Origin of the sequence: Variovorax paradoxus, from assembly GCF_902712855.1 — a bacterium.
Lineage (GTDB): Bacteria > Pseudomonadota > Gammaproteobacteria > Burkholderiales > Burkholderiaceae_C > Variovorax > Variovorax paradoxus_Q.
Map to the genome: position 1 here is coordinate 305232 of NZ_LR743507.1, position 25430 is coordinate 330661.

The 25430-nt window shown below is 68.0% G+C and carries 23 protein-coding genes; 13 read left to right on the top strand and 10 right to left on the bottom strand.

Translation table 11 applies throughout. The features are described from left to right. Positions 1-18: 18 nt before the first annotated feature. From secD to AACL56_RS01510, 3 genes are all read right to left on the bottom strand, one after another. Positions 19-1899 carry a protein translocase subunit SecD gene (gene secD, locus AACL56_RS01500; protein WP_339088071.1) on the bottom strand — a complete coding sequence of 627 codons (1881 nt, stop codon included), beginning with the start codon at positions 1897-1899 and terminating at the stop codon, positions 19-21. A gap of 90 nt (positions 1900-1989) precedes the next feature. After that, a complete protein-coding gene (yajC, locus tag AACL56_RS01505; protein WP_339088072.1) occupies positions 1990-2322 on the bottom strand; it encodes a preprotein translocase subunit YajC in 333 nt (110 codons plus the stop codon). A 285-nt stretch (positions 2323-2607) separates the two neighbouring features. Continuing rightward, a complete protein-coding gene (locus AACL56_RS01510; RefSeq protein WP_339088073.1) occupies positions 2608-6219 on the bottom strand; it encodes an indolepyruvate ferredoxin oxidoreductase family protein in 3612 nt (1203 codons plus the stop codon). 180 nt (positions 6220-6399) lie between these two features. Between AACL56_RS01510 and AACL56_RS01515 the strand changes: the two genes are divergently transcribed. Next, positions 6400-6876: an Lrp/AsnC family transcriptional regulator gene (locus AACL56_RS01515; protein ID WP_339088074.1), complete on the top strand. Its 477-nt coding sequence runs from the start codon at positions 6400-6402 to the stop codon at positions 6874-6876. Positions 6877-6951: 75 nt separating this feature from the next. Here the strand turns inward: AACL56_RS01515 and AACL56_RS01520 are convergent, their stop codons facing one another. The 4 genes from AACL56_RS01520 to AACL56_RS01535 all read right to left on the bottom strand — a co-directional run bounded on the left by AACL56_RS01520 (position 6952) and on the right by AACL56_RS01535 (position 9069). Further along, positions 6952-7311 carry a hypothetical protein gene (locus AACL56_RS01520; RefSeq protein ID WP_339088075.1) on the bottom strand — a complete coding sequence of 120 codons (360 nt, stop codon included), beginning with the start codon at positions 7309-7311 and terminating at the stop codon, positions 6952-6954. An 89-nt stretch (positions 7312-7400) separates the two neighbouring features. After that, positions 7401-7817, bottom strand: a complete 417-nt coding sequence (locus AACL56_RS01525; RefSeq protein ID WP_339088076.1) for a roadblock/LC7 domain-containing protein — start codon at positions 7815-7817, stop codon at positions 7401-7403. Continuing rightward, a complete protein-coding gene (locus AACL56_RS01530; RefSeq protein WP_339088077.1) occupies positions 7814-8356 on the bottom strand; it encodes a GTP-binding protein in 543 nt (180 codons plus the stop codon). The genes AACL56_RS01525 and AACL56_RS01530 overlap by 4 nt, the downstream gene beginning before the upstream one ends. Positions 8357-8400: 44 nt before the next feature. Further along, complete coding sequence (locus AACL56_RS01535; RefSeq protein ID WP_339088078.1) at positions 8401-9069, bottom strand: hypothetical protein; 669 nt, start codon at positions 9067-9069, stop codon at positions 8401-8403. A gap of 242 nt (positions 9070-9311) precedes the next feature. Here AACL56_RS01535 and AACL56_RS01540 point away from each other — a divergent pair, with 242 nt between their 5' ends. From AACL56_RS01540 to AACL56_RS01595, 12 genes are all read left to right on the top strand, one after another. Further along, on the top strand, positions 9312-10079 hold the full coding sequence (locus AACL56_RS01540) for a basic amino acid ABC transporter substrate-binding protein (RefSeq protein WP_339088079.1): 768 nt from the start codon (positions 9312-9314) through the stop codon (positions 10077-10079). A gap of 81 nt (positions 10080-10160) precedes the next feature. Beyond that, positions 10161-10931, top strand: a complete 771-nt coding sequence (locus AACL56_RS01545) for an amino acid ABC transporter permease (RefSeq protein WP_339088080.1) — start codon at positions 10161-10163, stop codon at positions 10929-10931. Positions 10932-10960: 29 nt separating this feature from the next. Next, on the top strand, positions 10961-12586 hold the full coding sequence (locus AACL56_RS01550; RefSeq protein ID WP_339088081.1) for an MFS transporter: 1626 nt from the start codon (positions 10961-10963) through the stop codon (positions 12584-12586). 121 nt (positions 12587-12707) lie between these two features. Then, the gene (locus tag AACL56_RS01555; RefSeq protein WP_339088082.1) at positions 12708-15314 is read left to right on the top strand and encodes an autotransporter outer membrane beta-barrel domain-containing protein; all 2607 of its coding nucleotides are present in this window, start codon (positions 12708-12710) and stop codon (positions 15312-15314) included. 143 nt (positions 15315-15457) lie between these two features. Continuing rightward, entirely contained in the window at positions 15458-16279 is an 822-nt protein-coding gene (locus AACL56_RS01560; RefSeq protein WP_339088083.1) for a creatininase family protein, read from the top strand. 22 nt (positions 16280-16301) lie between these two features. Next, a complete protein-coding gene (locus AACL56_RS01565) occupies positions 16302-17111 on the top strand; it encodes an ABC transporter ATP-binding protein (RefSeq protein ID WP_339088084.1) in 810 nt (269 codons plus the stop codon). Further along, complete coding sequence (locus tag AACL56_RS01570) at positions 17089-17985, top strand: ABC transporter permease (protein WP_425336971.1); 897 nt, start codon at positions 17089-17091, stop codon at positions 17983-17985. Before AACL56_RS01565 ends, AACL56_RS01570 begins: the two co-directional genes overlap by 23 nt. A 1-nt stretch (position 17986) precedes the next feature. Continuing rightward, on the top strand, positions 17987-19354 hold the full coding sequence (locus AACL56_RS01575) for an FAD-binding oxidoreductase (protein ID WP_339088086.1): 1368 nt from the start codon (positions 17987-17989) through the stop codon (positions 19352-19354). Between the two features lie 68 nt (positions 19355-19422). Continuing rightward, positions 19423-20451, top strand: a complete 1029-nt coding sequence (locus AACL56_RS01580) for an ABC transporter substrate-binding protein (protein WP_339088087.1) — start codon at positions 19423-19425, stop codon at positions 20449-20451. Positions 20452-20592: 141 nt separating this feature from the next. Then, positions 20593-21183: an NAD(P)H-dependent oxidoreductase gene (locus tag AACL56_RS01585; protein WP_339088088.1), complete on the top strand. Its 591-nt coding sequence runs from the start codon at positions 20593-20595 to the stop codon at positions 21181-21183. Positions 21184-21206: 23 nt separating this feature from the next. Next, the gene (locus tag AACL56_RS01590; protein WP_339088089.1) at positions 21207-22181 is read left to right on the top strand and encodes a PDR/VanB family oxidoreductase; all 975 of its coding nucleotides are present in this window, start codon (positions 21207-21209) and stop codon (positions 22179-22181) included. Then, the gene (locus AACL56_RS01595; RefSeq protein ID WP_339088090.1) at positions 22178-22843 is read left to right on the top strand and encodes a TetR family transcriptional regulator C-terminal domain-containing protein; all 666 of its coding nucleotides are present in this window, start codon (positions 22178-22180) and stop codon (positions 22841-22843) included. Before AACL56_RS01590 ends, AACL56_RS01595 begins: the two co-directional genes overlap by 4 nt. 109 nt (positions 22844-22952) lie before the next feature. On the opposite strand, the gene AACL56_RS01600 is transcribed toward AACL56_RS01595, so the two are convergent. Genes AACL56_RS01600 through otnI form a run of 3 tightly spaced genes read right to left on the bottom strand, consistent with a single transcriptional unit; the run spans position 22953 to position 25428 of the window. After that, positions 22953-23408: a RidA family protein gene (locus tag AACL56_RS01600; RefSeq protein ID WP_339088091.1), complete on the bottom strand. Its 456-nt coding sequence runs from the start codon at positions 23406-23408 to the stop codon at positions 22953-22955. Continuing rightward, the gene (locus AACL56_RS01605) at positions 23405-24613 is read right to left on the bottom strand and encodes an amidohydrolase family protein (protein ID WP_339088092.1); all 1209 of its coding nucleotides are present in this window, start codon (positions 24611-24613) and stop codon (positions 23405-23407) included. Before AACL56_RS01605 ends, AACL56_RS01600 begins: the two co-directional genes overlap by 4 nt. Next, positions 24610-25428, bottom strand: a complete 819-nt coding sequence (gene otnI / locus AACL56_RS01610) for a 2-oxo-tetronate isomerase (protein ID WP_339088093.1) — start codon at positions 25426-25428, stop codon at positions 24610-24612. Before otnI ends, AACL56_RS01605 begins: the two co-directional genes overlap by 4 nt. Positions 25429-25430 lie beyond the last annotated feature (2 nt).

The window sequence follows — 25430 nt, forward strand, 5'->3', positions numbered from 1 at the left end:
GACGCTTGTCCTCGACCTTTATTTGGTGACCGCGGTCGAGCCGTCGGCCGTCGGCCGCCAGACCGTGCCGATCGACACCGTCTTGAGCTTCTTCTTCTGGCCGTACCAGAAGTTCACGAGGCCACGCGAGAAGAACACGGCCGAGAACATCGAGGTGACGATGCCGATGCAATGCACCACGGCGAAGCCGCGCACCGGACCCGAGCCGAAGGCCAGCAAGGCGATGCCGGCGATGAGCGTGGTCACGTTGGAGTCCAGGATGGTGCCCCAGGCGCGTTCGTAGCCGGCGTGGATGGCCGCCTGCGGCGACGCACCGTTGCGCAGTTCCTCGCGCACGCGCTCGTTGATCAGCACGTTGGAGTCGATCGCCACGCCGATGGCGAGCGCCATGGCGGCGATGCCGGGGAGCGTGAGGGTGGCTTGCAGCATCGAGAGGATCGACACCAGCAGCATCAGGTTCACGGCCAGCGCGATCGACGAGAACAGGCCGAACAGCGCGTAGTAGATGCACATGAAGACCATGATGGCCAGGAAGCCGTACATCACGCTCTTGAAGCCCTTCTCGATGTTGTCGGCACCCAGGCTCGGACCGATGGTGCGTTCCTGGATGATCTCCATCGGCGCGGCGAGCGAGCCGGCGCGCAGCAGCAGCGCGAGGTCGTTGGCCTCGACCACGGTCATCGAGCCCGACACCTGGAAGCGGTTGCCCAGTTCGCCGTTGATCGAGGGAGCCGTGAGCACTTCGCCCTTGCCCTTCTCGAAGATCAGCATGGCCATGCGCTTCTTGTAGTTCTCGCGGCTGACGTCGCGCATGATGCGGCCGCCCTTGGCGTCCATGGTCAGGTCGACCTTGGGCTGGTTGCTCTGCTGGTCGAAGCCGGGCTGCGCGTCGGTGAGGTTCTCGCCGGTCACGAGCACCTGCTTCTTCACGATCACCGGGCGGCCCTGGCGGTCGAGGAATTTCTCGGAGCCGAAGGGCACGGGTCCGCCGCTGAGTTCGGCCGAGCGGCCTTCGGCGCTCTCGTCGACCAGGCGCATTTCGAGCGTGGCGGTGCGGCCCAGGATTTCCTTGGCCTTGGCCGTGTCCTGCACGCCGGGCAACTGCACGACGATGCGGTCCAGGCCCTGCTGCTGGATCACCGGCTCGGCCACTCCGAGTTCGTTGATGCGGTTGTGCAGCGTGGTGATGTTCTGCTTGAGCGCGGCGTCCTGCAGGCGGCGCGCGGCTTCGGGCTTGATGCTGGCCACCAGGCGCCAGGTGCTTCCGTCCTGGCTGTCGGTGGTGCTCAGGTCGGTGAACTGGTCCTGGATGAGACGCTTGGCCGCCTCGAGGGCGGCGGCGTCGCGGAAGCTCACCTCGACGGTCTGGCCGTTGCGGTTCACCTGCGTGCCGCGGATGCCCTTGTCGCGGAAGGTGGTGCGCAGGTCGCTCGCGAAGGACTCGGCCTTCTTGTCGATCGCGCCCTTCATGTCCACCTGCAGCAGGAAGTCGACGCCGCCGCGCAGGTCGAGGCCCAGGTACATGGGGAAGGCATGCAGCGCGGTCAGCCACTTGGGCGAGCGCGACAGCAGGTTCAGTGCCACCGTGTACGACGGGTCGTTGCTGTCGGGCACCAGCGCACGCTGGATCACATCGCGGCCCGCGAGCTGGTCCTGCGAGTTGACGAAGCGCGCGCGCAGCGAGCCGCCGTCGAGCGTGATCAGGTCGGGCGTCAGGTTGGCGGCCTTGAGCGCCTCCTCGACCCGGGTCTGGGTGGCGGCGTCGACCTTGGCGGTCGTCTTGGCCGCCGACACCTGCACCGCAGGCGCCTCACCGAAGAAATTGGGCAGGGCGTAGATGAGCCCCACGAGCAACACGATCACGATGATCGTGTACTTCCAGACCGGGTAACGGTTCATGAGCGGGCGCTTTTTCTCAAACTTTTCAGAGATGGAACACCGCGTGAATTGGGGCCCTGCGCCGCAAAGCGCAAGGTTCAGCTCACGCTTTTACTTGACGGCGCCCTTGGGCAGGACCTGGACGACGGCGCTGCGCTGGATCTTGATCTCGACGCCGTTGGCGATCTCGAGGCCGAGGTACTGGTCGCTCAGCGAGGTGATCTTGCCGAGCACGCCGCCAGCGGTGGCGACTTCGTCGCCCTTGGCCAGCGCCTCGATCATGGCGCGGGCTTCCTTCTGGCGCTTCATCTGGGGCCGGATCATGACGAAATACAGCACCACGAACATCAGCACGAGGGGCAGCATGCTGCCGAGCGAGGACATCATGTCGCCGCCGCCGGCTGCAGCAGGCGCGGTCTGGGCGAAAGCAGAGGAAATGAACAAGAGAGTCTCCAGCAATGGGAAGAGAAAACGATGGGAGCGCGGACGGCGTCCGCGGTTCCTTGGGGCTAGCGACCGCGTGGGATGCGGACTGCGAGTCAAAGCGCGGCGGGGCCTGGCCGCGCACAGCACCGGGCATTGTATTCGTCGCGGATGACCGCTCCACGCGCTTATCCGGCGCAGCGGGGAGGGCTTTCCGGGTTTTCGTCCGGCCGGAACTTTGCTACGTTTTAAATAGCAACGGGCGTCCGATGGACGCCCGTTGTGCCTGCAGATGCCTTGAAAAGATCAGGCTGCCGCGCGCTGCGCCTGCGGGTTGCGCCACTTGGTCATGAGCTCGCTCCAGCGGGTGCGCGCCGCGGCCAGGTTGCGTTCCTTCACGTGGCCGTAGCCGCGGATCTGCTCGGGCAGCGCCGCGATCTCCAGCGCCAGCGCGTGGTTGTCGGCACGCAGCGCGCCGATCACTTCCTCGATGCTGGCGCGGTATTCGCCGATCAGCGCACGCTCGGTCCTGCGCTCCTCGGTGCGGCCGAACACGTCGAGCGCCGTGCCGCGCAGGCCCTTCAGCTTGGCCAGGAAGCTGAAGCCCGTGAGCATCCAGGGGCCGAACTTCTGCTTCTGCAGCTGGCCCTTGGCGTTCTTCTTCGCCAGGAGGGGCGGCGCCAGGTGGTAGTTGAGCTTGTAGTCACCCTCGAACATGCCCTCGACGCGGTCGAGGAAAGTGCGGTCGGTGTGCAGCCGCGCGACTTCGTACTCGTCCTTGTACGCCATCAGCTTGAACAGGTAGCGGGCCACGGCCTCGGTCAGCGCGGTGCTCTTGCCGGTGGCTGCCTCGGCCTGACGCACCTTGCCGACGAACTGCCTGTATTCCTCGGCGTAGGCGGCATTCTGGTAGCCGGTGAGGAACTCGGCGCGGCGCGCCACGAGGCTGTCGACCGTCTCGCGCTTCTTGAACTCCACGACCTGGCCCGGACGCACGCGCTTCTGCAGCTCGTCCGGCCGCACCGCCGCCTGGCGGCCCCACTCGAAGGCGGTCTTGTTGTTCTCGACGGCCACAGCGTTCAGCTCGATGGCGCGCATCAGCGACTCGTGTGCCAGCGGGATCCAGCCCTTCTGCCAGGCGTAGCCCAGGATCATCGGGTTCACGTAGATGGTGTCGCCCATCAGCGTGGTGGCGGCGGCATCGGCGTCGAAGGTGCCCAGTCCGTCAACGCCCACGGCGCGCGCGATCTCGGCGGCACAGGCGTCTTCGGGGTTCTGCCAGTTGGCGTTGCGCACGAAGGCGGCGGTCGGCGAGCTGTGGCTGTTCAACGCGACGTGGGTGCGGCCTTCGCGCATGCGCGCCATGGTCTCGGCGTTCACCGTGACCAGCGGGTCGCAGGCCAGGATCAGGTCGGCCGCCGCCGTGCCCACGCGGGTGGTGCGGATGTCGTCCTGCGTGTCGCCGATGAGCACGTGGCTCCAGGTGGCGCCGCCCTTCTGCGCCAGGCCGGCCGCGTCCTGCGTGACGATGCCCTTGGCCTCGATGTGCGCGGCCATGCCCAGCAGCTGGCCGATGGTGATGACGCCGGTACCGCCGACGCCCGCCACCACCACGCCCCAGACCTTGCCGCCCGCCAGCGACGGAATCGCGGGGTCGGCGAGCAGACCGAACTCGGCCGGCGTCGCGCCCTTGCTCTTGCTCTTCTTCTTGAGCTGGCCGCCTTCCACCGAGACGAAGCTCGGGCAGAAGCCCTTCAGGCAGCTCATGTCCTTGTTGCAGCTGCTCTGGTTGATGGTGCGCTTGCGGCCGAATTCGGTCTCCAGCGGCTCGACGCTCAGGCAGTTGCTCTGCACGCTGCAGTCGCCGCAGCCTTCGCACACCAGCTCGTTGATGACCACGCGCTTGGCCGGATCGACGGCGGTGCCGCGCTTGCGGCGGCGGCGCTTCTCGGTGGCGCAGGTCTGGTCGTAGATGATGGCCGTCGTGCCCGGGATGGCGCGGAACTCGCGCTGGATCTCGTCGAGCAGGTCGCGATGCTTCACCTGCACATGGTCGCCAGGGATGTTCACGCCCTCGTACTTCTCGGGCTCGTCCGTGACGATCACGACCTTCTTCGCGCCCTCGGCATGCAGGCTCTCTGCAATCTGCAGCACCGAGTGGCCCTCGGGGCGCTCGCCCACGGTCTGCCCGCCGGTCATGGCGACCGCGTCGTTGTAGAGGATCTTGTAGGTGATGTTCACGCCCGCCGCGATGCTCTGGCGGATGGCGAGCAGGCCGCTGTGGAAGTAGGTGCCGTCGCCCAGGTTCGCGAAGATGTGCTGGTCGGTGGTGAAGGGCTGCTGGCCGACCCACGGCACGCCCTCGCCGCCCATCTGCGTGAAGCCGATGGTGGAGCGGTCCATCCAGGTCGCCATGAAGTGGCAGCCGATGCCGCCCATCGCGCGCGAGCCCTCGGGCACCACGGTGCTGGTGTTGTGCGGGCAGCCCGAGCAGAACCAGGGCTGGCGCGTGGCGTCCACCACGCTGGTGGAGGCCTGCTGCACCACCATCGAGCGTTCCTTGGCTTCGAGGATGGCGAGCTGCGCGTCGATGCGCGCGGCCATGTCGGCGCCCGCCGCGGCCAGCAGGCCGGTCTTCCTGAGGCGCGCGGCGATGGCCTTGGCGATCAGCGCGGGGTTCAGGTCTGCATTGGCGCGCAGCAGCGTGTGCGAGGTCGGGTTGGGCATCGACCATTCGCCGCCCGAATAGCCGTCGGCATCGGAGCTGGCGCCCTCGTCGAACTTGCCGACCACGTTGGGCCGCACGTCCGAGCGCCAGTTGTAGAGCTCTTCCTTCAGCTGGTACTCGATGACCTGGCGCTTCTCCTCGACCACCAGGATCTCCTGCAGGCCGGTGGCGAAGTCGCGCGTGAGCTGCGCCTCGAGCGGCCACACCACGCCCACCTTGTGCAGGCGGATGCCCAGCTGCCGGCAGGCCGCGTCGTCCAGGCCCAGGTCGATCAGCGCCTGGCGCGTGTCGTTGAAGGCCTTGCCGCTGGCCATGATGCCGAAGCGGTCGTTCGGCCCCTGGATGACGTTGTGGTTGAGCTTGTTGGCGCGGATGTATGCCAGCGCGGCATACCACTTGTAGTGCATGAGCCGGGCTTCCTGCTCCAGCGCATGGTCGGGCCAGCGGATGTGCAGGCCCCCGGGCGGCATCTCGAAATCGGTGGGAATGACGATCTCGACGCGCTCGGGGTCGATCATGGCCGTGGCACTCGACTCGACGATTTCCTGGATCGTCTTCATGCCCGACCACACGCCCGAGAAGCGGCTCATGGCGAAGGCGTGGATGCCCAGGTCGAGGATTTCCTGCACGTTGGCCGGGAAGAACACCGGCGTGCCGCAGGCCTTGAAGATGTGGTCGCTCTGGTGCGCGGCGGTGGAGCTCTTGGAGATGTGGTCGTCGCCAGCCACCGCGATCACGCCGCCCCAGGGCGTGGTGCCGGCCATGTTGGCGTGCTTGAAGACGTCGGAGCAGCGGTCCACGCCCGGGCCCTTGCCGTACCAGATGCCGAAGACGCCGTCGAACTTGTTGGTGCCCTGCGGCGAGAAGCCCAGCTGCTGCGTGCCCCATAGGGCGGTGGCGGCCAGCTCTTCGTTCACGCCGGGCTGGAAGACGATGTTCTGTTCCTTCAGGAACTTGCTGGCCTTCCACAGCGCCTGGTCGTAGCCGCCGAGCGGGGAGCCGCGGTAGCCGCTGATGAAGCCCGCCGTGTTCTTGCCGGCCTGCTGGTCGCGCAGCCGCTGCAGCATGGGCAGCTTGACGAGGGCCTGGACGCCGCTCATGAAGGCCCGGCCGTAGTCGAGGCTGTATTTGTCGTCGAGCGTGACCGTTTCCAGGGCCTTGCGAATGTGCGCGGGCAGCGGTGCATTCATATGTCTTTGTCTCCGTGTGGCAGGGCCTCGTGGGCCTGGCTGGTGGGGTACGGGTCTGTGCCCGTGTAGGGCGCGAGCCCATGATCACGCAAAGTGTATGCCGGGGTCCGCGACAGGTGTTTGCGTTCTTTGCCCCGTAAAACGTGCTTCCAGAAAGAATCTTGCTTAATATTGCCCACCATGGAAAGCATTGACAAGTTCGACCTTGCAATCCTGCAAGAACTGCAGGCCGACGGGCGCCTCACCAACGCCGAGCTGGCGCAGCGCGTCGGCCTGTCGGCCGCGCCCTGCTGGCGCCGGGTGCGCGCGCTGGAGGAAGCCGGCTTCATCAAGGGCTACCACGCCGAGATCGACCGCCACAAGATCGGGCTGGGCGTGCTCGCCTTCGTGCGCGTGGACACCGAGCGCGTGACGCACGAGGCCACCCGCAAGCTGGAGGACGCGATCCGCAAGCTGCCCGAGGTGGTGGCCTGCCACTACATCAGCGGCACTGGCACCTTCGAGCTGCAGGTGGTGGCGCAGGACCTCGACAGCTTCTCGGCCTTCGCGCGCCAGCACCTGATGAACCTGCCCAACGTGAAGGACCTGCACACCAGTTTCTCGCTGGGCGAGGTGAAGGCCAGCAGCGCGCTGCCGCTGGGGCACCTGGCGAAATAGGCGCAAGCGCCGCGCGCCCCAAAAAAAAGCCGGCTCCTCTCGGAGCCGGCCTTCATTGCGCTGGGTTTCTTCGGATCAGAAGGTGATGTCCTTCTCGACTTCCTGCAGCTTGCGGCGCGCCAGCGCCAGGTTCGACTTGGCCTTGTCGAGCACGTAGTAGATGAACACGCCTTCCTTCTGCGCGAGCGGGCGCAGCAGGTGGTACTGCTTGCCCAGGGTGATGAGGATGTCCTCGATCACGTCATTCAGGCCGAGCGAACGCATGGTCTTGAGCTTGGCGCGCACCACTTCGGTGTTGCCGGCGGCAGCCACTTCGAGGTCCACGCCGGTGCCGGCCGCGCCCAGCATCATGCCGCTGGCGGAATCGACCACGGCCGCGCACATGGCGCCGTCTGCGGTCAGGAGGTTGTCGATGCTTTGCTGGATGGTCGCCATGTCAAGTATTCCGGTTGGGTAGGTTGCTGATGGTCATGCGTATGAAAAGAGAACGAGGGAGAACGAGGGCGCCGCATGAAGACGCGCCCTCATTCGCCGATCCTGGGGGGCAGCCAGCCCGATTTGTGCGCCTCGAGCACCTTCACGCAGGTGGCGGTGCGGTACATCGCCTGCGCGAGCACCGCGCCGGCGTTGGCAATCACGTTCACCACCAGTTCCGCTTCTTCGTTGCGCACGGGGCTGAAGAGCGCGAAGCCGTCGTCGGTGCCCACGGTGATGCACTTGCAGCGGCCCAGCCGCGCCTCCTGCGATACCACGCTGCCCATGGCGGAGATGGAGCTCGCCATGGCGGCGATGCGCGACGGGTCGAAGCTGCGCAGGCTGGCGCTGGCGATCTCGAAGCCGTCCGGCGTCGCGATGACAACCGCGGTCACGCCCGCGATCTCGTCGAGGATGTGCTGCGCCTCCGAGGCGGCCTTCAGTTTCAGTGCGAGGCTGATGTTCACGGCGAGACTCCCGCGTCGATGGCTTCGATCTGCACCAGCAGGGTTTCGACCAGCGAGATCACGTCGTCCCTGCGGCGCAGGTCGACGGCCACGATCGGCAGCACCAGCCCTCGGGCCTGCAGCGCGTACGCGTAGTCGTCCAGCGAGGGCGAGGCGTGCGTGTCGCAGCGGCTCACGCCGATGACGCAGGGCATTTCCTTCAGCGCGTCGGCAAAGCCGTCGAGGTAGGTGTGCATGTCGTCCAGCGGTCGCGGACGCGAGTTGTCGAGCAGGATCGCCAGGCCGAGCGCGTCGCGGATCAGGATCTGCCACATGAAGTCGAAGCGGCTCTGGCCCGGCGTGCCGTAGATGCGCAGCCGGTCGCCGTTGTCCAGCGTCAGCTGGCCGAAGTCCAGTCCCACGGTGGTGGTGGCCTTGGCCACCGAGGTGTCGGCGTTCGCGACGTCGGTGGAAATGGGCGGTGCCTCGCTGATGGCGGCGATGGCGGTGGTCTTGCCCACGCCCATCGGGCCGGTCAGGACGAGTTTGTATTCCCTCAATCGAAATCCCCTTGTATCCCTGTAATCCCTCGAGCAGCCGGCATTCAGGCCAGGCCGAGACGGCGGCGGATGCGCGAGAGCAGCCCCGCCCTCTCGCCGGCGGGTTCGCCCGACAGCACGGGCGCACGGATGCGCGCGGCGAGGGCATCGCCGGCCGGAGCCTCGCCCAGCCAGGCCAGCACGCCTTCCTGTTCCAGCAGGCCCAGGAAGGTCGAGCACTCGTCGACGTCGACACGGCCGAGCGCGCTCAGGCTTTCGGCGGACTGCGCACTCTTCGAGAGCGCCGCGGCCAGCCGCATGTAGACCGGGTTCTTCTGCAGCGTCACCTGCGCGGGCCAGCGGATCAGCGAAGCGCGGGAGCCGCGGCCGCGCGCCGATTGCGCCGTGGCCTCGGCCTTGCCGGCACGCACGTCGGGGGTGATCTCGTTGAGCAGGTCGACCAGCTCTTCCGCGAAGATGGGCCGCGCCAGGCTGCGGCCGGCGGGCGCCGCGCCGGCCGGCTCGCCGCGCTGCACCATGGGCACCACCACCAGGGGCGCCGACGGGGCGTGCCAGGTCTCCGACGCGCTGGCACTGTCCAGCAGCAGCACATCGCAAACCCCGGATTCGCTGACCGTCCACGGGGTGCGCAGGTTGGAGCTCAGCCGGACGATGATTCTCAGGAGCTCAACCTCAACTTTCGGGATCCCCATGACCCCAAGGACGAATGACATGGCTGTCTCGCTGATCGGTGTTTCAAAAAGTTAGGCATTGTTATCTTTGTGAACTAAATACTTCTACATATCCGTTCGAAAGCGGACGATTCCTCGGGATCTTTGAGAACAAATGCACAAGAAAGGCATGCATGAGAAGCCTCGTCGGAGCTGTGCAACAGCGCCTGGAGCGCATCGGCCGCGGCCCACGCGGGCATAGAATCCCCGGCCTTCGAAGCCACAAACCACTCCCGGGAGACCCCATGAACCGCATCCGGCGCGCCCTTTCGCTCGGCCTCCTCGCCAGCACCGCCTTCTTCTCGTTCGGTGCAGCACAGGCCCAGAACCGCGAACTCATCGTCGCGTCGAGCGCCACCTATGCGCCCTTCGCCTTCGAGAACAAGGACAAGCAGATCGTCGGGTTCGACATCGACATCATCAACGCCATCGCGAAGCAGCAGGGCCTGAAGATCAAGATCGTCAACACGCCCTTCACCGGCATCTTCGGCGCGCTGAACAACGGCGACGTCGACCTCGTGATCTCGGGCGTGACCATCAACGAGAAGCGCAAGCAGAGCTACGACTTCACGCCGCCCTACTTCGCGGCCCGCCAGCTGATCGCGCTGCCGAAGAACAGCAAGGTCGCCTCGCTGAAGGACCTGGCCGGCAAGAAGATCGCCGTGGTGAGCGCCTCCACCGCCGACGACATCGCCTCGCGCGAGTTCGGCAAGACCAGTCCCGACATCCGCCGCTTCGAGAGCACGCCGCTCATCATTTCCGAGCTGGCCGGCGGCGGCGTCGATGCCGCGATGGGCGACAACGGCGTCATCGCCTACCGCGTGGCGCAGAACCCCGACCTGAAGACGCTGGACGACAAGTCGTTCCCCGAAGAGGGCTTCGGCATCGTCGTGAAGAAGGGCGACAAGGCCCTGCTCGACAAGCTCACCGCCGGCCTGGCCGCCATCCGCGCGGACGGCAGCTACGTGACCATCTACAAGAAGTGGTTCAACAAGGACCCGAACGTGCGCTGAGCCGCACGGCATCTCCCTGAACACGGCCGCCCTCACGCGGCCGTTTCGTTTTTCGTTGACTGATGAGCTGAGGACGCAAGCATGGAACAACCGGTGCTGCTTTTTGGATGGTTCCGGTGGGACATCCTGGTCGAATACAAGGACCTGTTCTGGCAAGGCGCCTGGATGACGCTGCGCATGACGGTGGTCTGCGTGCTGCTGGGCGCGAGCTGGGGCCTGTGCCTGGCACTCGCACGCCTCGCGCAGCCGCGCCACGCGCCCTGGACCTGGGTGGCGCGCTTCTTCCTGCGCTGGCCGGCCACGGTGTACGTGAGCTTCTTTCGCGGCACGCCGCTGTTCGTGCAGATCCTGCTGATCCACTTCGCGGTGATGCCGGTGTTCATCCACCCGACCTCGGGCATCCTGATCGACGGCGAACTCGCGCGCACGCTCAAGCAGGAGCACGGCGCGCTCGTCTCGGGCGTGGTGGCGCTCACGCTCAACTCGGCGGCCTACATCTCGGAAGTGTTCCGCGCCGGCATCCAGTCGATCTCGCGCGGGCAGTTCGACGCCGGCCGCTCCATCGGCTTCACGCCAGCGCAGGTGATGCGCTACGTGGTGCTGCCGCAGGCCTTCCGCCGCATGCTGCCGCCGCTGGGCAACAACGCCATCGCGCTGCTGAAGGACACTTCGCTGGTCTCCGCCATCGGCCTGGCCGAGCTGGCCTATGCGGCGCGCACCGTGGCGGGCGCCTACGCGCGCTACTGGGAGCCCTACCTGGCGATCTCCGTCATCTACTGGGTCATGACGCTGGTCCTCACGACGCTTCTTCGCCGCCTCGAACACCGGCTGGCCCGCAGCGACAGGGGATGACGGCGGCGGCCGCGCCAAAATAGCGGCACATGCCACCCATATCCACCGAAGAGACGCCCATCCCGCCCGCGCGAGCGCAGCCATCGAAGCTCGCGGCCCTCGAACCCCTGAAGCTCCCTGTGTTCCGCATGCTGTGGAGCACCTGGCTCGTCGCCAACATCTGCATGTGGATGAACGACGTGGCCGCCGCGTGGATGATGACCTCGCTGACCACCTCGCCCATCTGGGTCGCGCTGGTGCAGTCGGCCTCCACCCTGCCGGTGTTCCTGCTCGGCCTGCCGAGCGGCGCGCTGGCCGACATCCTCGACCGCCGGCGCTGGCTGGTGGCCACGCAATTCTGGCTGGCCGGCACGGCCATCGTGCTGTGCGCCGCACTGGCACTCGACCTCATGACCGCGCCGCTGCTGCTGGCGCTCACCTTCGCCAACGGCATCGGACTGGCGCTGCGATGGCCGGTGTTCGCGGCCATCGTGCCCGAACTGGTGCCGCGCCCGCAGTTGCCTGCGGCGCTCGGGCTGAACGGCATCGCGATGAACGCCTCGCGCATCATCGGCCCGCTCACGGCCGGCATGCTGATCGCGAGCGCGGGGACCATCTGGGTGTTCGCGCTCAACGCGGTGCTGTCGGTGGCCTCGGGCTTCGTGGTGCTGCGCTGGCGGCGCGAGCACACGCCCAATCCGCTGGGCCGCGAAAAGCTCGTGAGTGCGATGCGCGTGGGCGTGCAGTTCGTGCGGCAGTCGCAGCGCATGCGGGCGGTGCTCACGCGCATCTCGATCTTCTTCTTTCACTCGACGGCGCTGCTCGCGCTGCTGCCGCTGCTGGCGCGCAACCTCAAGGGCGGCGATGCGGGCACCTTCACGCTGCTGCTGGCCGCGATGGGCATGGGCGCGATCATCGCGGTGCTGTTCCTGCCGCGGCTGCGCCAGGCGCTCGGGCGCGACCAGTTGGTGCTGCGCGGCACGCTGCTGCAGTCGGGCGCCACTGCGGTGATGGCCTTCGCGCCGAACGCGTGGGTGGCGGTGCCGGCGATGTTCTTCGGCGGCATGGCGTGGATCACGGTGGCCAATTCGCTCTCGGTCTCGGCGCAGCTCGCGCTCCCGGACTGGGTGCGGGCGCGCGGCATGTCGATGTACCAGATGGCGATCATGGGCGCGAGCGCGATCGGCGCGGCCATCTGGGGCCAGGTGGCGACCGTCACGGCGCTGAACCTGAGCCTGGCGGTGGCCGCCGTGAGCGGCACGCTGATGATGCTCGCGGCTCTGCGCTGGGTGACCGACGTGACCGGCGAGGACGACACCAGCCCCGCCGAAGCCGGCTGGGCCGCAGGCCCCCCGGCCGAAGCGCCGCAGGAAGCGGGGCGCGTGGTGATCACGGTCGAATACCTCATCGAGCCGGCGCGCGCCGCGGCCTTCCACCTCGTCATGCAGCAGACGCGCCGCGCGCGCCTGAGCCAGGGCGCCATCGGATGGGAGCTGCTGCACGACATCGCGCAGCCCAGCCGCTACGTGGAGCAGATCGTGGACGAGTCGTGGACCGACCACCTGCGCCGCTTCAACCGCGCAACGGCGAGCGACATGGCGCTGCGCGAGCGGCGGCTGGCCTTCCACATCGGCGAGACGTCGCCGGTGGTCACGCGCTACATCGTGCGGCGCTGAGGGTGGACACCGGGCCGCAGCCCGGATGAGTACGGAAGTCTTCGGGTTTCCCGATTGTTGATTGCACTGAATAATGGCCGCAGCAGGCCCCGAGCTGTGCAGAACAAGAAGGAGCAAGGACATGCGTCTGGAGCAGCGCGCCCGATCTTTCCGCCGCACGCCGGCATCTCCCCTTGCGTGTCTCGCGGCCGCCCTCGCGGGGCTTGCGGGCACAGCGGCCCAGGCCGCATGCGGCCCCACCGCGACACCCGGCACGGGCCAGAGCGTGGTCTGCGTCGGCGCGACCACCGGCTCGGCCAGCGTGATCGCCGCGCCCGGCAGCACCGGCGTCGCCATCACCGTGGACAGCGGCGCCACGCTCACCACCAATGCCACGCAGGCCCTGCTGGTGCGCGATGCGAGCAGCATCACCAACAACGGCACCATCGCCGTCTCGGGCGGCTCGGGCTCGGCGCGCGCGGCGATGGTGGCCACCGGCAACGACAACACGATGACCAACAACGGCGCCATCCGCACCACGAGCGGCGGCACCTCGGGCATCCTGGTGACGTCGAACAGCAGCACGCGCACGCTCATCACCAACAACGGCGCCATCGCGACCACGGGCGGCAGCTCGCACGGCATCTCCACGCTGGGGCCGGGCAACACGGTCGTCAACAACGGCACCATCGCGGCCAGCGGCAGCTCGGCCAAGGGCGTGTACCTGCAGGGCGGCAACCTCACGGCCAACCTGCTGGTCAACAACGGCACCATCGCCACGACGGGCGCCAACTCGCTTTCGGGCGGGGCCGATGCGGTGCATGCCAACACGCTGGGCCTGAGCTTCTTCTCGCGCGTGGAGAACCGGGCCGGCGCGCTGCTCTCGAGCGCCAATGGCTACGGCTACCGCGGCCAGAACGGCAACGACACACTGGTGAACGCGGGCACCATCGAAGGCCACGGCGGCGCCGGCAACAGCGACGCGATCTACATGGGCGCGCTGGGCAACGGCACGCTGATCCTGCAGACCGGCTCGGTCATCCGCGGCGGCGCCGATGGCGGCAATGCGATCGCAAACGCCTTTCTCGAAGGCAGCGGCACGGTGGACAACGCCTTCCGCAATTTCCAGAATCTGACGATGCGCGGCGCCGAATGGTCGTGGCTCACCGATGCGAGCTTTTCGGACGGAATACGCATCGAATCGGGCCGCTTCAACCTGCCCGCGACGCTGGCGAGCCCGGTGATCAACGTGCTTCCCGGCACCACGGTCGCCGGCACGGGCACCTTTGCGGGCAACGTGACGAACCGGGGCACGCTCCTGCCCGGCCCGAACGACGGCGTGAACTTCGGCGCCTTCACGGTGCGGGGCAACTACCTCGGCAGCGGCGCGCTGATGCAGATCAACACCGTGCTGGCCGGCGACAACGCGCCCTCCGACCGGCTGGTGATCGATGGCGGCGCGGCCTCGGGCGACACCGCCATCCGCGTGGTCAACCGCGGCGGCATGGGCGCGCCGACGCTGGCCGACGGCATCCTGGTGGTGCAGACGGTCAACGGCGGCACCACGGCCGATCGCGCCTTCTCGCTCACGCAGCCGGTCGAGGCCGGCGCGTACACCTACCGCCTGTTCCGCGGCGGCGCGGCCGGCAACAACCCGGACAACTGGTATTTGCGCAACAACGGCTTCCTGGTCGGCGGCGTGGTGATGGGGTCGCTGGCCGAGGCGTACGAAGTCATCGCCGAAACGCCGACCGTACCCGGCGTGCCGGCGCCGGCCGTCGAGCAGGTCAAGCTGTACCGGCCCGAGGTGGCGCTCTACAGCAGCGTGCCGCTGGTGGTGCGCCAGCTCGGGCTCGCGCAGCTGGGCAGCTTTCACGACCGGCAGGGCGACCAGCAACTGCTTGCGAGCGACGAAGGCCGGCAAGCCTCGTGGGGCCGCATGTTCGGCGAAAGCACGCGCCAGCGCCTGCGCGGCGATGCGAATCCGCAGTTCGACGGCAACATCCACGGGCTTCAGCTGGGCCATGACTTTCTCGCGGGCACCGACGCCTCGGGCGGACGGCACCGCATCGGCGTGCTCGGCGGCTACACGCGCGCGAGCGGCGACACGAGCGGCGTGGCCGGCGGTGCGACCAATGCCGCCACGGGCCGCCTGAGCGTGGAGGGCTACAGCCTGGGCGCTTACTGGACGCGCGTGGCTGAGAGCGGCTGGTACAGCGACGCCGTGCTCATGGCCACGCGCTTCAAGACCGAGGCGCAGTCCACGCTCGGACGCGGCGGCCGGCCGCATGGCAAGACGATCACCGCGTCGCTCGAGGCCGGCCATCCCTTCGCATTGAGCGACAACGTCTCGCTGCAACCGCAGGTGCAGCTGATCTGGCAGCGCAGCTCGGTCGACGACTTCGACGACGGCCTCTCCACGGTGCGCTTCCAGCGCGACAACGCCGTCACGGGTCGCCTGGGCGCGCGGCTGGAAGGCCGCTTCAACGCCGCGAGCGGCAGCTGGAATCCGTACCTCAAGGCCAACCTCTGGCACACCTTCCGCGGCACCAACGCGCTCTTCTTCGGCCCGACCGACCAGGTCGGCAACCGCCGCACCGCGAGCGCGCTCGAGATGGGCGCGGGCGTGGTGGGGCAGGTGAACAGGACGGTGGCGGTGTATGGCGGGCTCGCGTACACGCGGGCCATCGGCAACGACGGCGAGCAGTCCGGCATGCAGGGGCAGGTGGGCATGCGGATTCGCTGGTAGCCGCACGCCATTGACCAGTTGATCTGGTTTGGGTGGCACTTTCGGGCGGCCATACAGGCGTACGGGTAAGTGCGGAGCTACTTTTTTTGACCGAATGGATGATTTAAGTCATCATCCGGCCGTCGCTTCACGAGGTACACCCGATGAATCCGCCCACCCTGCGCAGCCGCTTCTGGTCCGACCTGACCAGCGAAGAGTTCTCCCGCCTCGACCGCGAACGGCTCATCGCCGTGCTGCCGGTGGGCGCGACCGAGCAGCACGGCCCCCACCTGCCGATGTCGACCGACACCGCCACCATAGACGGCATGGTGCGAGCCGCGCTGCCGCACCTGCCCGACGACCTGCCGGTGCTGTTCCTGCCGACCGTGCCCTACGGCAAGAGCAACGAGCACTCGCGCTATCCGGGCACGCTCACCGTGTCGGCGGCCACGCTGATCGCGATGTGGAAGGACATCGGCGCCTGCGTCGCCAAGGCGGGCGTGCGCAAGCTGGTGCTCTACAACAGCCATGGCGGCCAGATGAGCGTGATGGACATCGTCGCGCGCGACCTGCGCGAGGAGCACGACATGATGGTCGTCGCCGCCAACTGGTACACGCTGGGCCTGCCCGAGGGCCTGTTCACCGCGCACGAGGGCAAGCATGGCATCCACGCCGGCGACCTCGAGAGCTCGGTCATGCTGCACCTCACGCCCGACTACGTGCGCAAGGATCAGTTCAAGAACTTCGCTTCCATGACCGAGCAACTGGCCGCCGAGAACAAGTTCCTCTCGATCACGCCCAGCGGCAAGCTGGGCTGGCAGATGCACGACATCAACCCCGCGGGCGCCGCCGGCGACGCCACGCGCGCCACGGCCGAGAAAGGTGCCGCGGTGCTCGACCACGTGGGACGGCGCTTCGTCGAGCTGCTGCACGAGGTCGACCGCTTTCCCCTGTCGCGGCTCGCCAACCAGCCCGCGTGGCGCTAGGGTCGGGCCGAAGGAACACGCCATGGAAAGCCAACAGCCATCCTCCCCGCCGCTGGTCACCCTGCGCAACGTCGGCAAGCGCTTCGCCAACGGCACGCTCGCGCTGCAGGGCATGTCGCTCGACATCGGCGAGCACGACTTCATCAGCTTCCTCGGCCCCTCGGGCTGCGGCAAGAGCACCGCGCTGCGGCTGATCGCGGGACTCACGCGCCTGAGTTCGGGCGAGATGCACTGGTCGGGCGCGAGCACCGGCGCGGCCAAGGACAGCAAAAGCGACCGGGAACTGGGCTTCGTGTTCCAGGAGCCCACCCTCATGCCCTGGGCCAAGGTGTTCGAAAACGTGTGGCTGCCGCTGAAGCTTGCCGGCACTTCGCGCGATGCGGCCGCGCCCGTGGTGCAGCAGGCGCTCGAGATGGTCGGCCTCTCGCGCTTTGCCGACGTGTACCCGCGCGAGCTCTCGGGCGGCATGAAGATGCGCGTGTCGATCGCGCGCGCGCTGGTCACGCGCCCGCGCCTGCTGCTGATGGACGAGCCCTTCGCCGCGCTCGACGAGATGACGCGCATCAAGCTCAACAACGACCTGCTGGCGATCTGGCGCGAGCACCGCTTCTCGATCGTGTTCGTCACGCACAGCGTGTACGAGTCGGTGTACCTCTCGAACCGCATCGTGGTGATGGCCGCGCGGCCGGGCCGGGTGATCGACGAGATCCGCATCGACGAACCGTACCCGCGCGGAGAGGAATTCCGCACCTCCAGCCGCTACAACGCGCATTGCACCGCAGTGTCCCAATCCCTGCACGGAGCGCTCCATGGCATCGACATCGACCATTGAAACCACCATGCCTTCGACGACATCTGCGGACGCCACCGACGCCACGCCCACTGCCGACATGCTGCGCGCGCACGAGGACCGGCTGCGCCGGCGCGAGTCGATGCTGCGCATCGCGGTGCCCGCAGGCATCGTGCTCGCGCTGCTGCTGCTGTGGGAATGGATGGTGCGGGCCAACAACATCCCGCACTACATCCTGCCCGCGCCCTCGCTCATCCTGCGCACGCTGTTCGACAACTGGGACTCGCTGTCGAGCGCGCTGTGGTTCACGGTGAAGCTCACGCTGCTGGCGCTCACTGCGGCGATCGTCGGCGGCGTGCTGCTGGCGATCGCGTTCGCGCTGTTCAAGTGGGTCGAGATCGGCCTGTTCCCCATCGCCGTGATCCTGCAGGTGACGCCGATCATCGCGATCGCGCCGCTGATCCTGATCTACGTGTCGAGCACCACCGCGGCCCTGCTGCTGTGCGCATGGATCGTGGCCTTCTTCCCGATCCTGTCGAACACCGTCATTGGCCTGAAAAGCGCCGACAGCAACCTGCGCGACCTGTTCCAGCTCTACCGGGCGTCGCCGTGGCAGACCTTCCGCTACCTGCTCGCGCCCAGCGCGCTGCCGTACTTCATGGCGGGCCTGAAGATCGCGGGCGGACTGAGCCTCATCGGCGCGGTGGTGGCGGAGTTCACGGCCGGCACGGCCGGCAAGGAAACCGGGCTGGCCTCGCGCATCCTCGAATCGAGCTTCCGCACCGAGATCCCGATGATGTTCGCGGCGCTGCTGCTGGTGTCGCTGCTGGGCATCGTCATCTTCATCGTGTTCGCCGCCCTGGCGCGCCTCGTGCTGGGCCACTGGCACGAAAGCGAGATGCGCCGTGAAAGCTAGCATGCCGGCGCCCGCCGTCGACTGGGATGCCGTGCGTGCGGACCTGCACGGCCTCAACGTGATCACCGCGCCCGCGCAGCGCAAGCAGCTGTCCAAGGATTTCTACTGGTACAGCCCCATCCTGACCGCGCAGCTCGCAGGCCGGGTGGCCGACCTCGTCGTGAAGGTCGGCACCGAGGACGACGTGCGGCAGGCCGCAGCGGTGGCCGCGAAGTGGAAGCTGCCGCTCACCGTGCGCGCCGGCGGCACCGGCAACTACGGCCAGTGCGTGCCGCTCGAAGGCGGCATCGTGCTCGACGTGACGCAGATGTGCCGCGTGCTCGACATCCAGCCCGGCCGCATGCGCGTGGAGGCCGGCGCACGCATGCACGACATCGACCTCGCCGCGCGCGAGACCGGCCAGGCGCTGCGCATGTGGCCCTCGACGTGGCACGTGGCATCGATCGGCGGCTTCATCGCGGGCGGCTTCGGCGGCATCGGCTCGTTCCGCCACGGCATCCTGCGCGACCCCGGCAACCTGCTGCGCGCACGCGTGATGACGGTGGAGCGCGAGCCGCGCGTCATCGAGCTCGTCGGCGACGAGATCCAGCAGGTGCACCACGCCTACGGCACCAACGGCGTGATCCTCGACGTCGAAGTGGCCCTGAGCCCGGCCGTCGAATGGGTGCACTGCACGGTGCTGTTCGAGACGTACCGCGGCGCGCTCGATTTCGGCATCGCCGCGCAGGCGCCGACGCTCGACATCTTCCTGCTCTCGACCGTCGAGGCGCGCTTCTCGCCCTACTACACGGCGATGCGCGACCGCTTTCCGATCGACCGGCACGCGGTCTTCACCATGGTCTCGCCCGAGTCGATGGCCGACTTCCGCGCCCTCGCCCAGGCGCATGGCGGCACGATCTCCGTGGCCGGCACCGAGGCCGAGCTGCTCGCCGACGGCCTGCCGCCGGCCTACGAGTGCGCCTTCAACCACACGACGCTGCAGGCGCTGAAGGCCGACCGCGGCTGGACCTACCTGCAGGTGGCCTACGCGCAGCCCTTCGACCCGGCGGTGGTCGAGCGGCACCTGCGCATCTTCGGCGACGACGTGCTGCAGCACCAGGACTTCGCGCGCGCCGGCGGCGAGTGCGGCACCTTCGGCATCCTGCTGGTGCGGTGGAAGGGCGAGGCGCACCAGTACGAGCTGATCCGCGAGATCGAGTCCGAGGGCGGCTGCCAGATCTTCAACCCGCATGTGGTCACCATCGAGGACGGCGGCATGAAGACGATCGACACGCATCAGATCGAATTCAAGAAGCGCAGCGACCCGATGGGCCTGATGAACCCGGGCAAGACACGCGGCTGGTCGCCCGAGATGGCCGTGGAACGGTAGAAAAACGGCCGAAAGCAATTAGTCTCCGCATCCCGTACTTTCCAAAACCTCCACAGGAGCACGTCCCCATGCGCATCCCCGCTGTCCCCCTCCGCACGCTGGCCCTCGGCCTGGCGATCGCCGGCGCCGCCCTCGGCGCGCAGGCACAGGAAAAAGTGGTGTTCGCCACCAACTGGAAGGCACAGGCCGGCCACGGCGGCTTCTACCAGGCGCTGGTGGACGGCACCTACAAGAAGTACGGCCTCGACGTCGAGATCCAGCAGGGCGGACCGATGGTCAACAACCGGCCGATGCTGCCGGCCGGCAAGATCGACTTCCTCATGACCGGCAACCTGCTGCAGTCCTTCGACAACGTCAAGAACGGCGTGCCGACGGTGGTGGTGGCGGCCTTCTTCCAGAAGGACCCGCAGGCGATGTTCGCCCACCCCGGGCAGGGCTTCGACACCTTCAAGGACATGACCAAGGCGCCGGTGGCCTTCATCGGCAAGGACGGGCAGTTCAGCTTCTGGCAGTGGATGAAGTCGGAGCACGGCTTCAAGGACTCGCAGCTCAAGCCGTACACCTTCAACGTCGGCCCGTTCCTGGCCGACAAGAAATCGATCCAGCAGGGCTACGCCATTTCCGAGCCGCTGTCGATCAAGGCGCAGGCCGGCTTCGATCCGGTGGTGCAACTGCTGGCCGACAACGGCTTCTCGACCTACTCGACCACCATCGAGACGCGCGCCGACCTCATCAAGAACAAGCCCGAGACGGTGCGCAAGTTCGTCGAGGCCTCGATCATCGGCTGGAACAACTACCTCTACGGTGACAACAAGGCCGCCAACGAACTCATTGCCAAGACCAACCCCGACTCGCCGGTGGCCACGCTGCAGGGCTCGATCGAGCTCATGAAGAAGATGGGCATCGTCGACAGCGGCGAGTCGCTCACCAAGGGCATCGGCGCGATGGACGAGGCGCGCGTGAAGGACTTCTACGACAAGATGGTCAAGGCCGGCCTGTACAAGGCGGGCGAGGTCGACCTGTCGAAGGTGGTGACCACGCAGTTCGTCAACAAGGGCGTGGGCCTGGACGTGCGCAAGAAGCTCACCGGCAAGTAACCCGCTCCGAGAGATTTTCCCGTGGGTCGCGCGGGGCTTGCGCCGGGGTCAGATGCCGGCGCCTGGGTTGCCATAAGGCACTGCGCGGCCTTTCACTCCTTGGGCTCTGACCCCGTCTCGCCGACAGGCGAACCGGCCCTCATGAAAACGCTCGTCGTCCATTGCCATCCGAACCCTGACAGCTTCAACCACGCGCTCTACCGCACCGCCCTCGAGGCGCTCTCGCCGCGACACACCGTCAAGGCTATCGACCTGTACGCCGAGGGCTTCGACCCGACGCTGACGCGCGAAGAGCGCATCGCCTACCTCGACAACCCCGACCTGATCCGCGAACGCGTGAAACCCCACGTCGAAGCGCTGCTGTGGGCCGAACATCTGGTGTTCGTGTTTCCCACCTGGTTCCACGGGCCGCCGTCGATGCTGAAGGGCTGGCTGGAGCGGGTGTGGCTGCCCGGGGTGGCCTTCCTGCCGGCGGAACGCAAGGGACAGCTCGCGAAGTCGGGCCTGCGGCACATCCAGCGGCTGACGGTGGTGACCACCGGCGGTTCGCCGCGCTGGTTCGTGATGGTCATCGGCGACCCGGGCCGGCGGCTCTTCACGCGCGCGCTGCGCGCGCTGTTCGCGTGGCGCTGCAAGGTCACCTGGCTGCAGCTGCACGACATGAACGCCGTCACCGCGCACGACCGGAGCCACTTCCTCGAGCGCGTGTCGCGCAAGCTGGGCAGCATCTAGACAGACAGAAAAGGGAGAGACCCATGAGCCTCGAACGCACGCTCACCGTCCGCGTCGAACGCATCTCGCGGCAGACGCCGGAAATCCTGGCCTTCGAGCTGGTCCACCCGTGGGGCCGGCCGCTGCCGGCCTACGAGGCCGGTGCGCACATCGACGTGCATATGCCCGGCGGCTTCTCGCGGCAGTACTCGCTGGCGCGCGCGCCAGGCATGCCGGGTGCGTCGGACGCGAGCCGCTACGTGATCGGCGTGAAGCGCGAGACCGGCAGCCGCGGCGGCTCCGCCTCGATGCACGAGCGCGTGCGCGAAGGCGACCTGCTGCCGATCAGCGCGCCGCGCAACACGTTCCCGCTGCGCGAGGAGGCCACGCACCACCTGCTGCTGGCTGGCGGCATCGGCATGACGCCGCTGCTGGCCATGGCGCAGGCGCTGGCCGCGCGCGGCGCGCGGTTCACGCTGTGCGTGTTCGCCCGCGGCGAGGAGCACCTGGCCTTCGCCGGCGCGCTGCGCGATCCCGCGCTGGCGCCGCACCTGCGGCTGCACCTGGACCAGGGCGACGCGTCCAGCCGCATCGACCTGCGCGCCCTGCTCGCCGACCGCGAACAGGGCACGCACCTCTACGTGTGCGGCCCCGGCGGCTTCATGCAGGCGGTGCGCGAGGCAGCCGCGCACTGGCCCGAGGACGCGTTGCATGCCGAGTACTTCGCCGCGCCGACCGATGCCAGCACCGCCGCCGGCCTGCCCTTCACGCTGAAGCTCGCGCAGCGCGGCATCACGGTGCCGGTGGCCGCCGACCAGACCGCTGTCGACGCGCTGCACGAAGTGGGCATCGACATTCCGGTGTCGTGCCAGCAGGGCCTGTGCGGCACCTGCGTCGTCGAGGGCGACGGCGAAGGCGCAGAGCACCGCGACTTCTGCCTCACCGGCAGCGAGCGCCGCCACAAGGTGGCGCTGTGCTGCTCGCGCGCCAAGGGCACGGAACTGGTGCTGCAGCTGTGAGCGCACGTCCGCCCATCGCCGAGGAAGGCGACGCCGAGGCACCCGCCACGCGCGGTCGCTCGCGCAAGTACACGCAGGTGCTGGGCCTCATCAACCAGGCGGCCATCGAGGTGTTCGCGACCGAGGGGCTGGCCGGCGCGTCGACGCAAGCCATCGCCGACAAGGCCGGGCTGTCGAAGGCGCAGCTGCACTACTACATCGACAGCAAGGAGGCGCTGTACCGCCAGGTGCTGCAGGACGTGCTGACCGACTGGATCGTGGTGTTCGGCTTCAGCGACGAGGCCTTCGGCCCGCGCAAGGTGCTGAGCGACCTGATCCACCGCAAGATGATGTTCTCGTTCCAGCACCCGTTGCGCTCGCGCATCTTCACTGCGGAGATGATGCGCGGCGCGCCCGTGCTCAACAGCATGATGGACACGAGCAAGCAGCGCACCGACCAGGCCGCCGCCGTGATCCAGAACTGGATGAACCAGGGCCTGATGGACAAGGCCGACCCGATGCTCGTGCTGTTCCACATCTGGGCCGTGACGCAGTTCTACGCCGACCATGCCACCCAGGCCGCCTACTTTCGCGACACCGCGCAGCAAGGCGACGACAAGGACCGGCGCTACCTGATCGAGCAGGTGACCGACTTCCTGCTCAAGGGCGCAGGCGTCAGGTAGAGCGGGACTTTTCACGGAACACCGAGGAACCGGCTCTGCCGGGCCTCCGGTGTTGCCCCCGGGCAGGGATTGGCGAAGCGCCACGAAGTGCGCGCAGCCTGGGGCGAGCCTATTGCGGCAGGTACATGGTGGCTTCCACCTCCACCAGCACCTCGTCGCCCGGCAGGAAGCGCGACACCTCCACCACCGTGCTCACCGGCGGTTCGCCCGGATAGAACAGGCCGCGCACGCGGTTGTAGAACGCGTAGTGCGGCAGGTGGCGGAAGTACTGCACCAGCTTCACCACGTCTTCCATCGTGCCGCCGTGATCAGCCGCGATCTGGCGGATGCGTTCCAGCACGAACCAGCTCTGCGCCACGATGGGCGCCTCGAACACGTCGACCGACATCTGCCCCGTGGCGTAGCCCACGCCCTGCAGCGCGGTGCGGGCTTCTTCGGGGATGGCGTCGTAGCCGGCCACCGCGCGGCGCGTGGCCGGGTCGACCGCGACCACGCCGCTCATAAAGATGAAATCGCCGACGCGCTTGGCGGCGGCATAGTTGGCCATCGGCTTGCCCATGCTCATGGGGTGTTCTCCGGATTCTTTTCAAGGATTCGGCCCGCGCGGATGACGGTGCGTTGCCGTCCGCGCGGACCGATGAGTTCGTGTTCGTCGGTGGCCGACAGCACCAGCAGGTCGGCCGGGCAGCCCGGCGCGATTCGCCCGTTCCACGCGAGCCCCAGCGCGTTGGCAGGGCTCACGGTCACGGCATCGAGCCAGTCGGAGGCCGGCGCCAGGTGCGCCATCTGCACGCCCAGGCCGAAGGTCTCCAGCAGGTCGTAGCTGCCGTAGGGATAGAACGCGTCCTGCACGTTGTCGGTCGCCAGGCTCGCACGCAAGCCCCGTGCCGACGCCTCGCGGATGCGCGTGATGCCGCGCTGCACCGGCGTGCGGTCCCAGGCGCCCTGCAGGTAGAGGTTGGTGGTGGGCAGCGCGACGAGGTGCAGGCCCGCGCCGGCGCACAGCGCGAGCGTTTCGGCGGCGACCGCATCGTCCTGCACCGAGAGCGAGCAGCAATGCCCGCAGACCACGCCGTGCGTGAAATCGCGCGCGCGCACCAGCTGCGCGATGCTGCGCAGCCCGACGGCTTCGGCATCGAGTCCCTCGTCGACATGGAAGTCGAGGCCCAGTCCGTGCTGCTGCGCCAGGTCGAACACGCGCCCGAGCTTGTGCACGATGCCTTCGTTGCGGTAGACGAACGCGCCGAGCGTGCCGCCCGCGCGCTTCACCTCGCGCGCGATGCGGTCGCCGGCCGCGAGGTCGGCGAACAGGTCGAGCGGCGTGAGCGAGACGAACTGCAGCTCGACGCGGCCGCGCCATTCTTCGCGCAGTGCCTCGAAAACGGCCAGCGCGGCCGGCGGCTCGGCCTGAACCCAGTCGAGGTGCGTGCGCAATGCGCGCGTGCCCGACTCCCATGCGTCGCGCAAGGCGCGCTCCATGCGGATGCGCAGCGATTCGCCGGTCCAGCTCTCGCGGTGCCGGTTCATGCGGTCGATGGCGGCGAACAGGTTGCCCTGCGCGGCGCCGACGTCCTGCACGGTGTAGTTCTTGTCGATGTGCGCGTGCGCGTCGACCAGCGCGCTCAGCAGCGTGCCGCGTGCATGCGCCTGCCGGGCGCTCGGCACGACCGATTCGACCCTGTCGCCCGCCAGCGTGACGTCGAACACCTGGGCGTCGCCGGCCGCGAAGCCGCGCAAGGGCACGGGAATGCGCAGCGCCTCGAGCTTCATGCGCGCTGTCGCTGCGCGCGCAGCCAGCCGAGCCCGTCCGATGTCCCGCCCGGCACCGCGCCGCGGCGCGGCCGGTATTCGCAGCCGACCCAGCCCTGCCAGCCGCATTGCGCCGACACCTCGTCGAGCACGTCGAACAGGTACGGATAGTTCTGCTCGCCGGTGTCGGGCTCGTTCCGGTCGGGCACGCCCGCGATCTGGATGTGGCCGACGCGGCCCGTGGGCAGGTACTTGCGGATCTTCATCGCCACGTCGCCCTCGACGATCTGGCAGTGGTACAGGTCCATCTGCACCTTGAGGTTGGGCGCGCCCACCGCTTCGACGATCTCGTGCGCATGGTCCTGCCGGTTGAGGAAGAAGCCGGGAATGTCGCGCGTGTTGATCGGCTCGATCAGCACGTCGAGCTTCGCCTTGGCGGCTTCGGCCGAGGCCCAGCGCAGGTTGTCGAGGTACACCGGCTGCAGCGCGTCGCGCTCGAGCCCTTCGGGCACGAGGCCGGCCATGACGTGGATGCGCGGACATGCGAGTGCCACGGCGTAGTCGATGGCCCTGGCAATGCCTTCGCGGAACTCGGCGTCGCGCCCGGGCAGGCAGGCCAGGCCGCGTTCGCCGCCGGCCCAGTCGCCGGGCGGTCCGTTGAACAGCACCTGCTGCAGGCCGTTGTGCTCGAGCCGCGCGAGGATGTCCTCCTTCGCGAAGTCGTACGGAAAGAGGTACTCCACGGCCTCGAAGCCGTCTTTCGCGGCGGCATCGAATCGGTCGAGAAAGGCGAGCTCCGGATAGAGCATCGACAGGTTGGCGGCGAATTGGGGCATGG

Bases quoted from the DNA above. Each gene is read 5' to 3' on its own strand.
- AACL56_RS01575 (WP_339088086.1), top strand. From the start codon at position 17,987: ATGCCGGCGCCCGCCGTCGACTGGGATGCCGTGCGTGCGGACCTGCAC.
- AACL56_RS01605 (WP_339088092.1), bottom strand. From the start codon at position 24,613: ATGAAGCTCGAGGCGCTGCGCATTCCCGTGCCCTTGCGCGGCTTCGCG.
- AACL56_RS01535 (WP_339088078.1), bottom strand. From the start codon at position 9,069: ATGTCATTCGTCCTTGGGGTCATGGGGATCCCGAAAGTTGAGGTTGAG.
- AACL56_RS01515 (WP_339088074.1), top strand. From the start codon at position 6,400: ATGGAAAGCATTGACAAGTTCGACCTTGCAATCCTGCAAGAACTGCAG.
- AACL56_RS01590 (WP_339088089.1), top strand. From the start codon at position 21,207: ATGAGCCTCGAACGCACGCTCACCGTCCGCGTCGAACGCATCTCGCGG.
- AACL56_RS01540 (WP_339088079.1), top strand. From the start codon at position 9,312: ATGAACCGCATCCGGCGCGCCCTTTCGCTCGGCCTCCTCGCCAGCACC.
- AACL56_RS01560 (WP_339088083.1), top strand. From the start codon at position 15,458: ATGAATCCGCCCACCCTGCGCAGCCGCTTCTGGTCCGACCTGACCAGC.
- AACL56_RS01510 (WP_339088073.1), bottom strand. From the start codon at position 6,219: ATGAATGCACCGCTGCCCGCGCACATTCGCAAGGCCCTGGAAACGGTC.
- secD (WP_339088071.1), bottom strand. From the start codon at position 1,899: ATGAACCGTTACCCGGTCTGGAAGTACACGATCATCGTGATCGTGTTG.
- AACL56_RS01565 (WP_339088084.1), top strand. From the start codon at position 16,302: ATGGAAAGCCAACAGCCATCCTCCCCGCCGCTGGTCACCCTGCGCAAC.
- AACL56_RS01550 (WP_339088081.1), top strand. From the start codon at position 10,961: ATGCCACCCATATCCACCGAAGAGACGCCCATCCCGCCCGCGCGAGCG.
- AACL56_RS01520 (WP_339088075.1), bottom strand. From the start codon at position 7,311: ATGGCGACCATCCAGCAAAGCATCGACAACCTCCTGACCGCAGACGGC.
- AACL56_RS01570 (WP_425336971.1), top strand. From the start codon at position 17,089: ATGGCATCGACATCGACCATTGAAACCACCATGCCTTCGACGACATCT.
- AACL56_RS01600 (WP_339088091.1), bottom strand. From the start codon at position 23,408: ATGAGCATGGGCAAGCCGATGGCCAACTATGCCGCCGCCAAGCGCGTC.
- otnI (WP_339088093.1), bottom strand. From the start codon at position 25,428: ATGCCCCAATTCGCCGCCAACCTGTCGATGCTCTATCCGGAGCTCGCC.
- AACL56_RS01580 (WP_339088087.1), top strand. From the start codon at position 19,423: ATGCGCATCCCCGCTGTCCCCCTCCGCACGCTGGCCCTCGGCCTGGCG.
- AACL56_RS01545 (WP_339088080.1), top strand. From the start codon at position 10,161: ATGGAACAACCGGTGCTGCTTTTTGGATGGTTCCGGTGGGACATCCTG.
- AACL56_RS01555 (WP_339088082.1), top strand. From the start codon at position 12,708: ATGCGTCTGGAGCAGCGCGCCCGATCTTTCCGCCGCACGCCGGCATCT.
- AACL56_RS01585 (WP_339088088.1), top strand. From the start codon at position 20,593: ATGAAAACGCTCGTCGTCCATTGCCATCCGAACCCTGACAGCTTCAAC.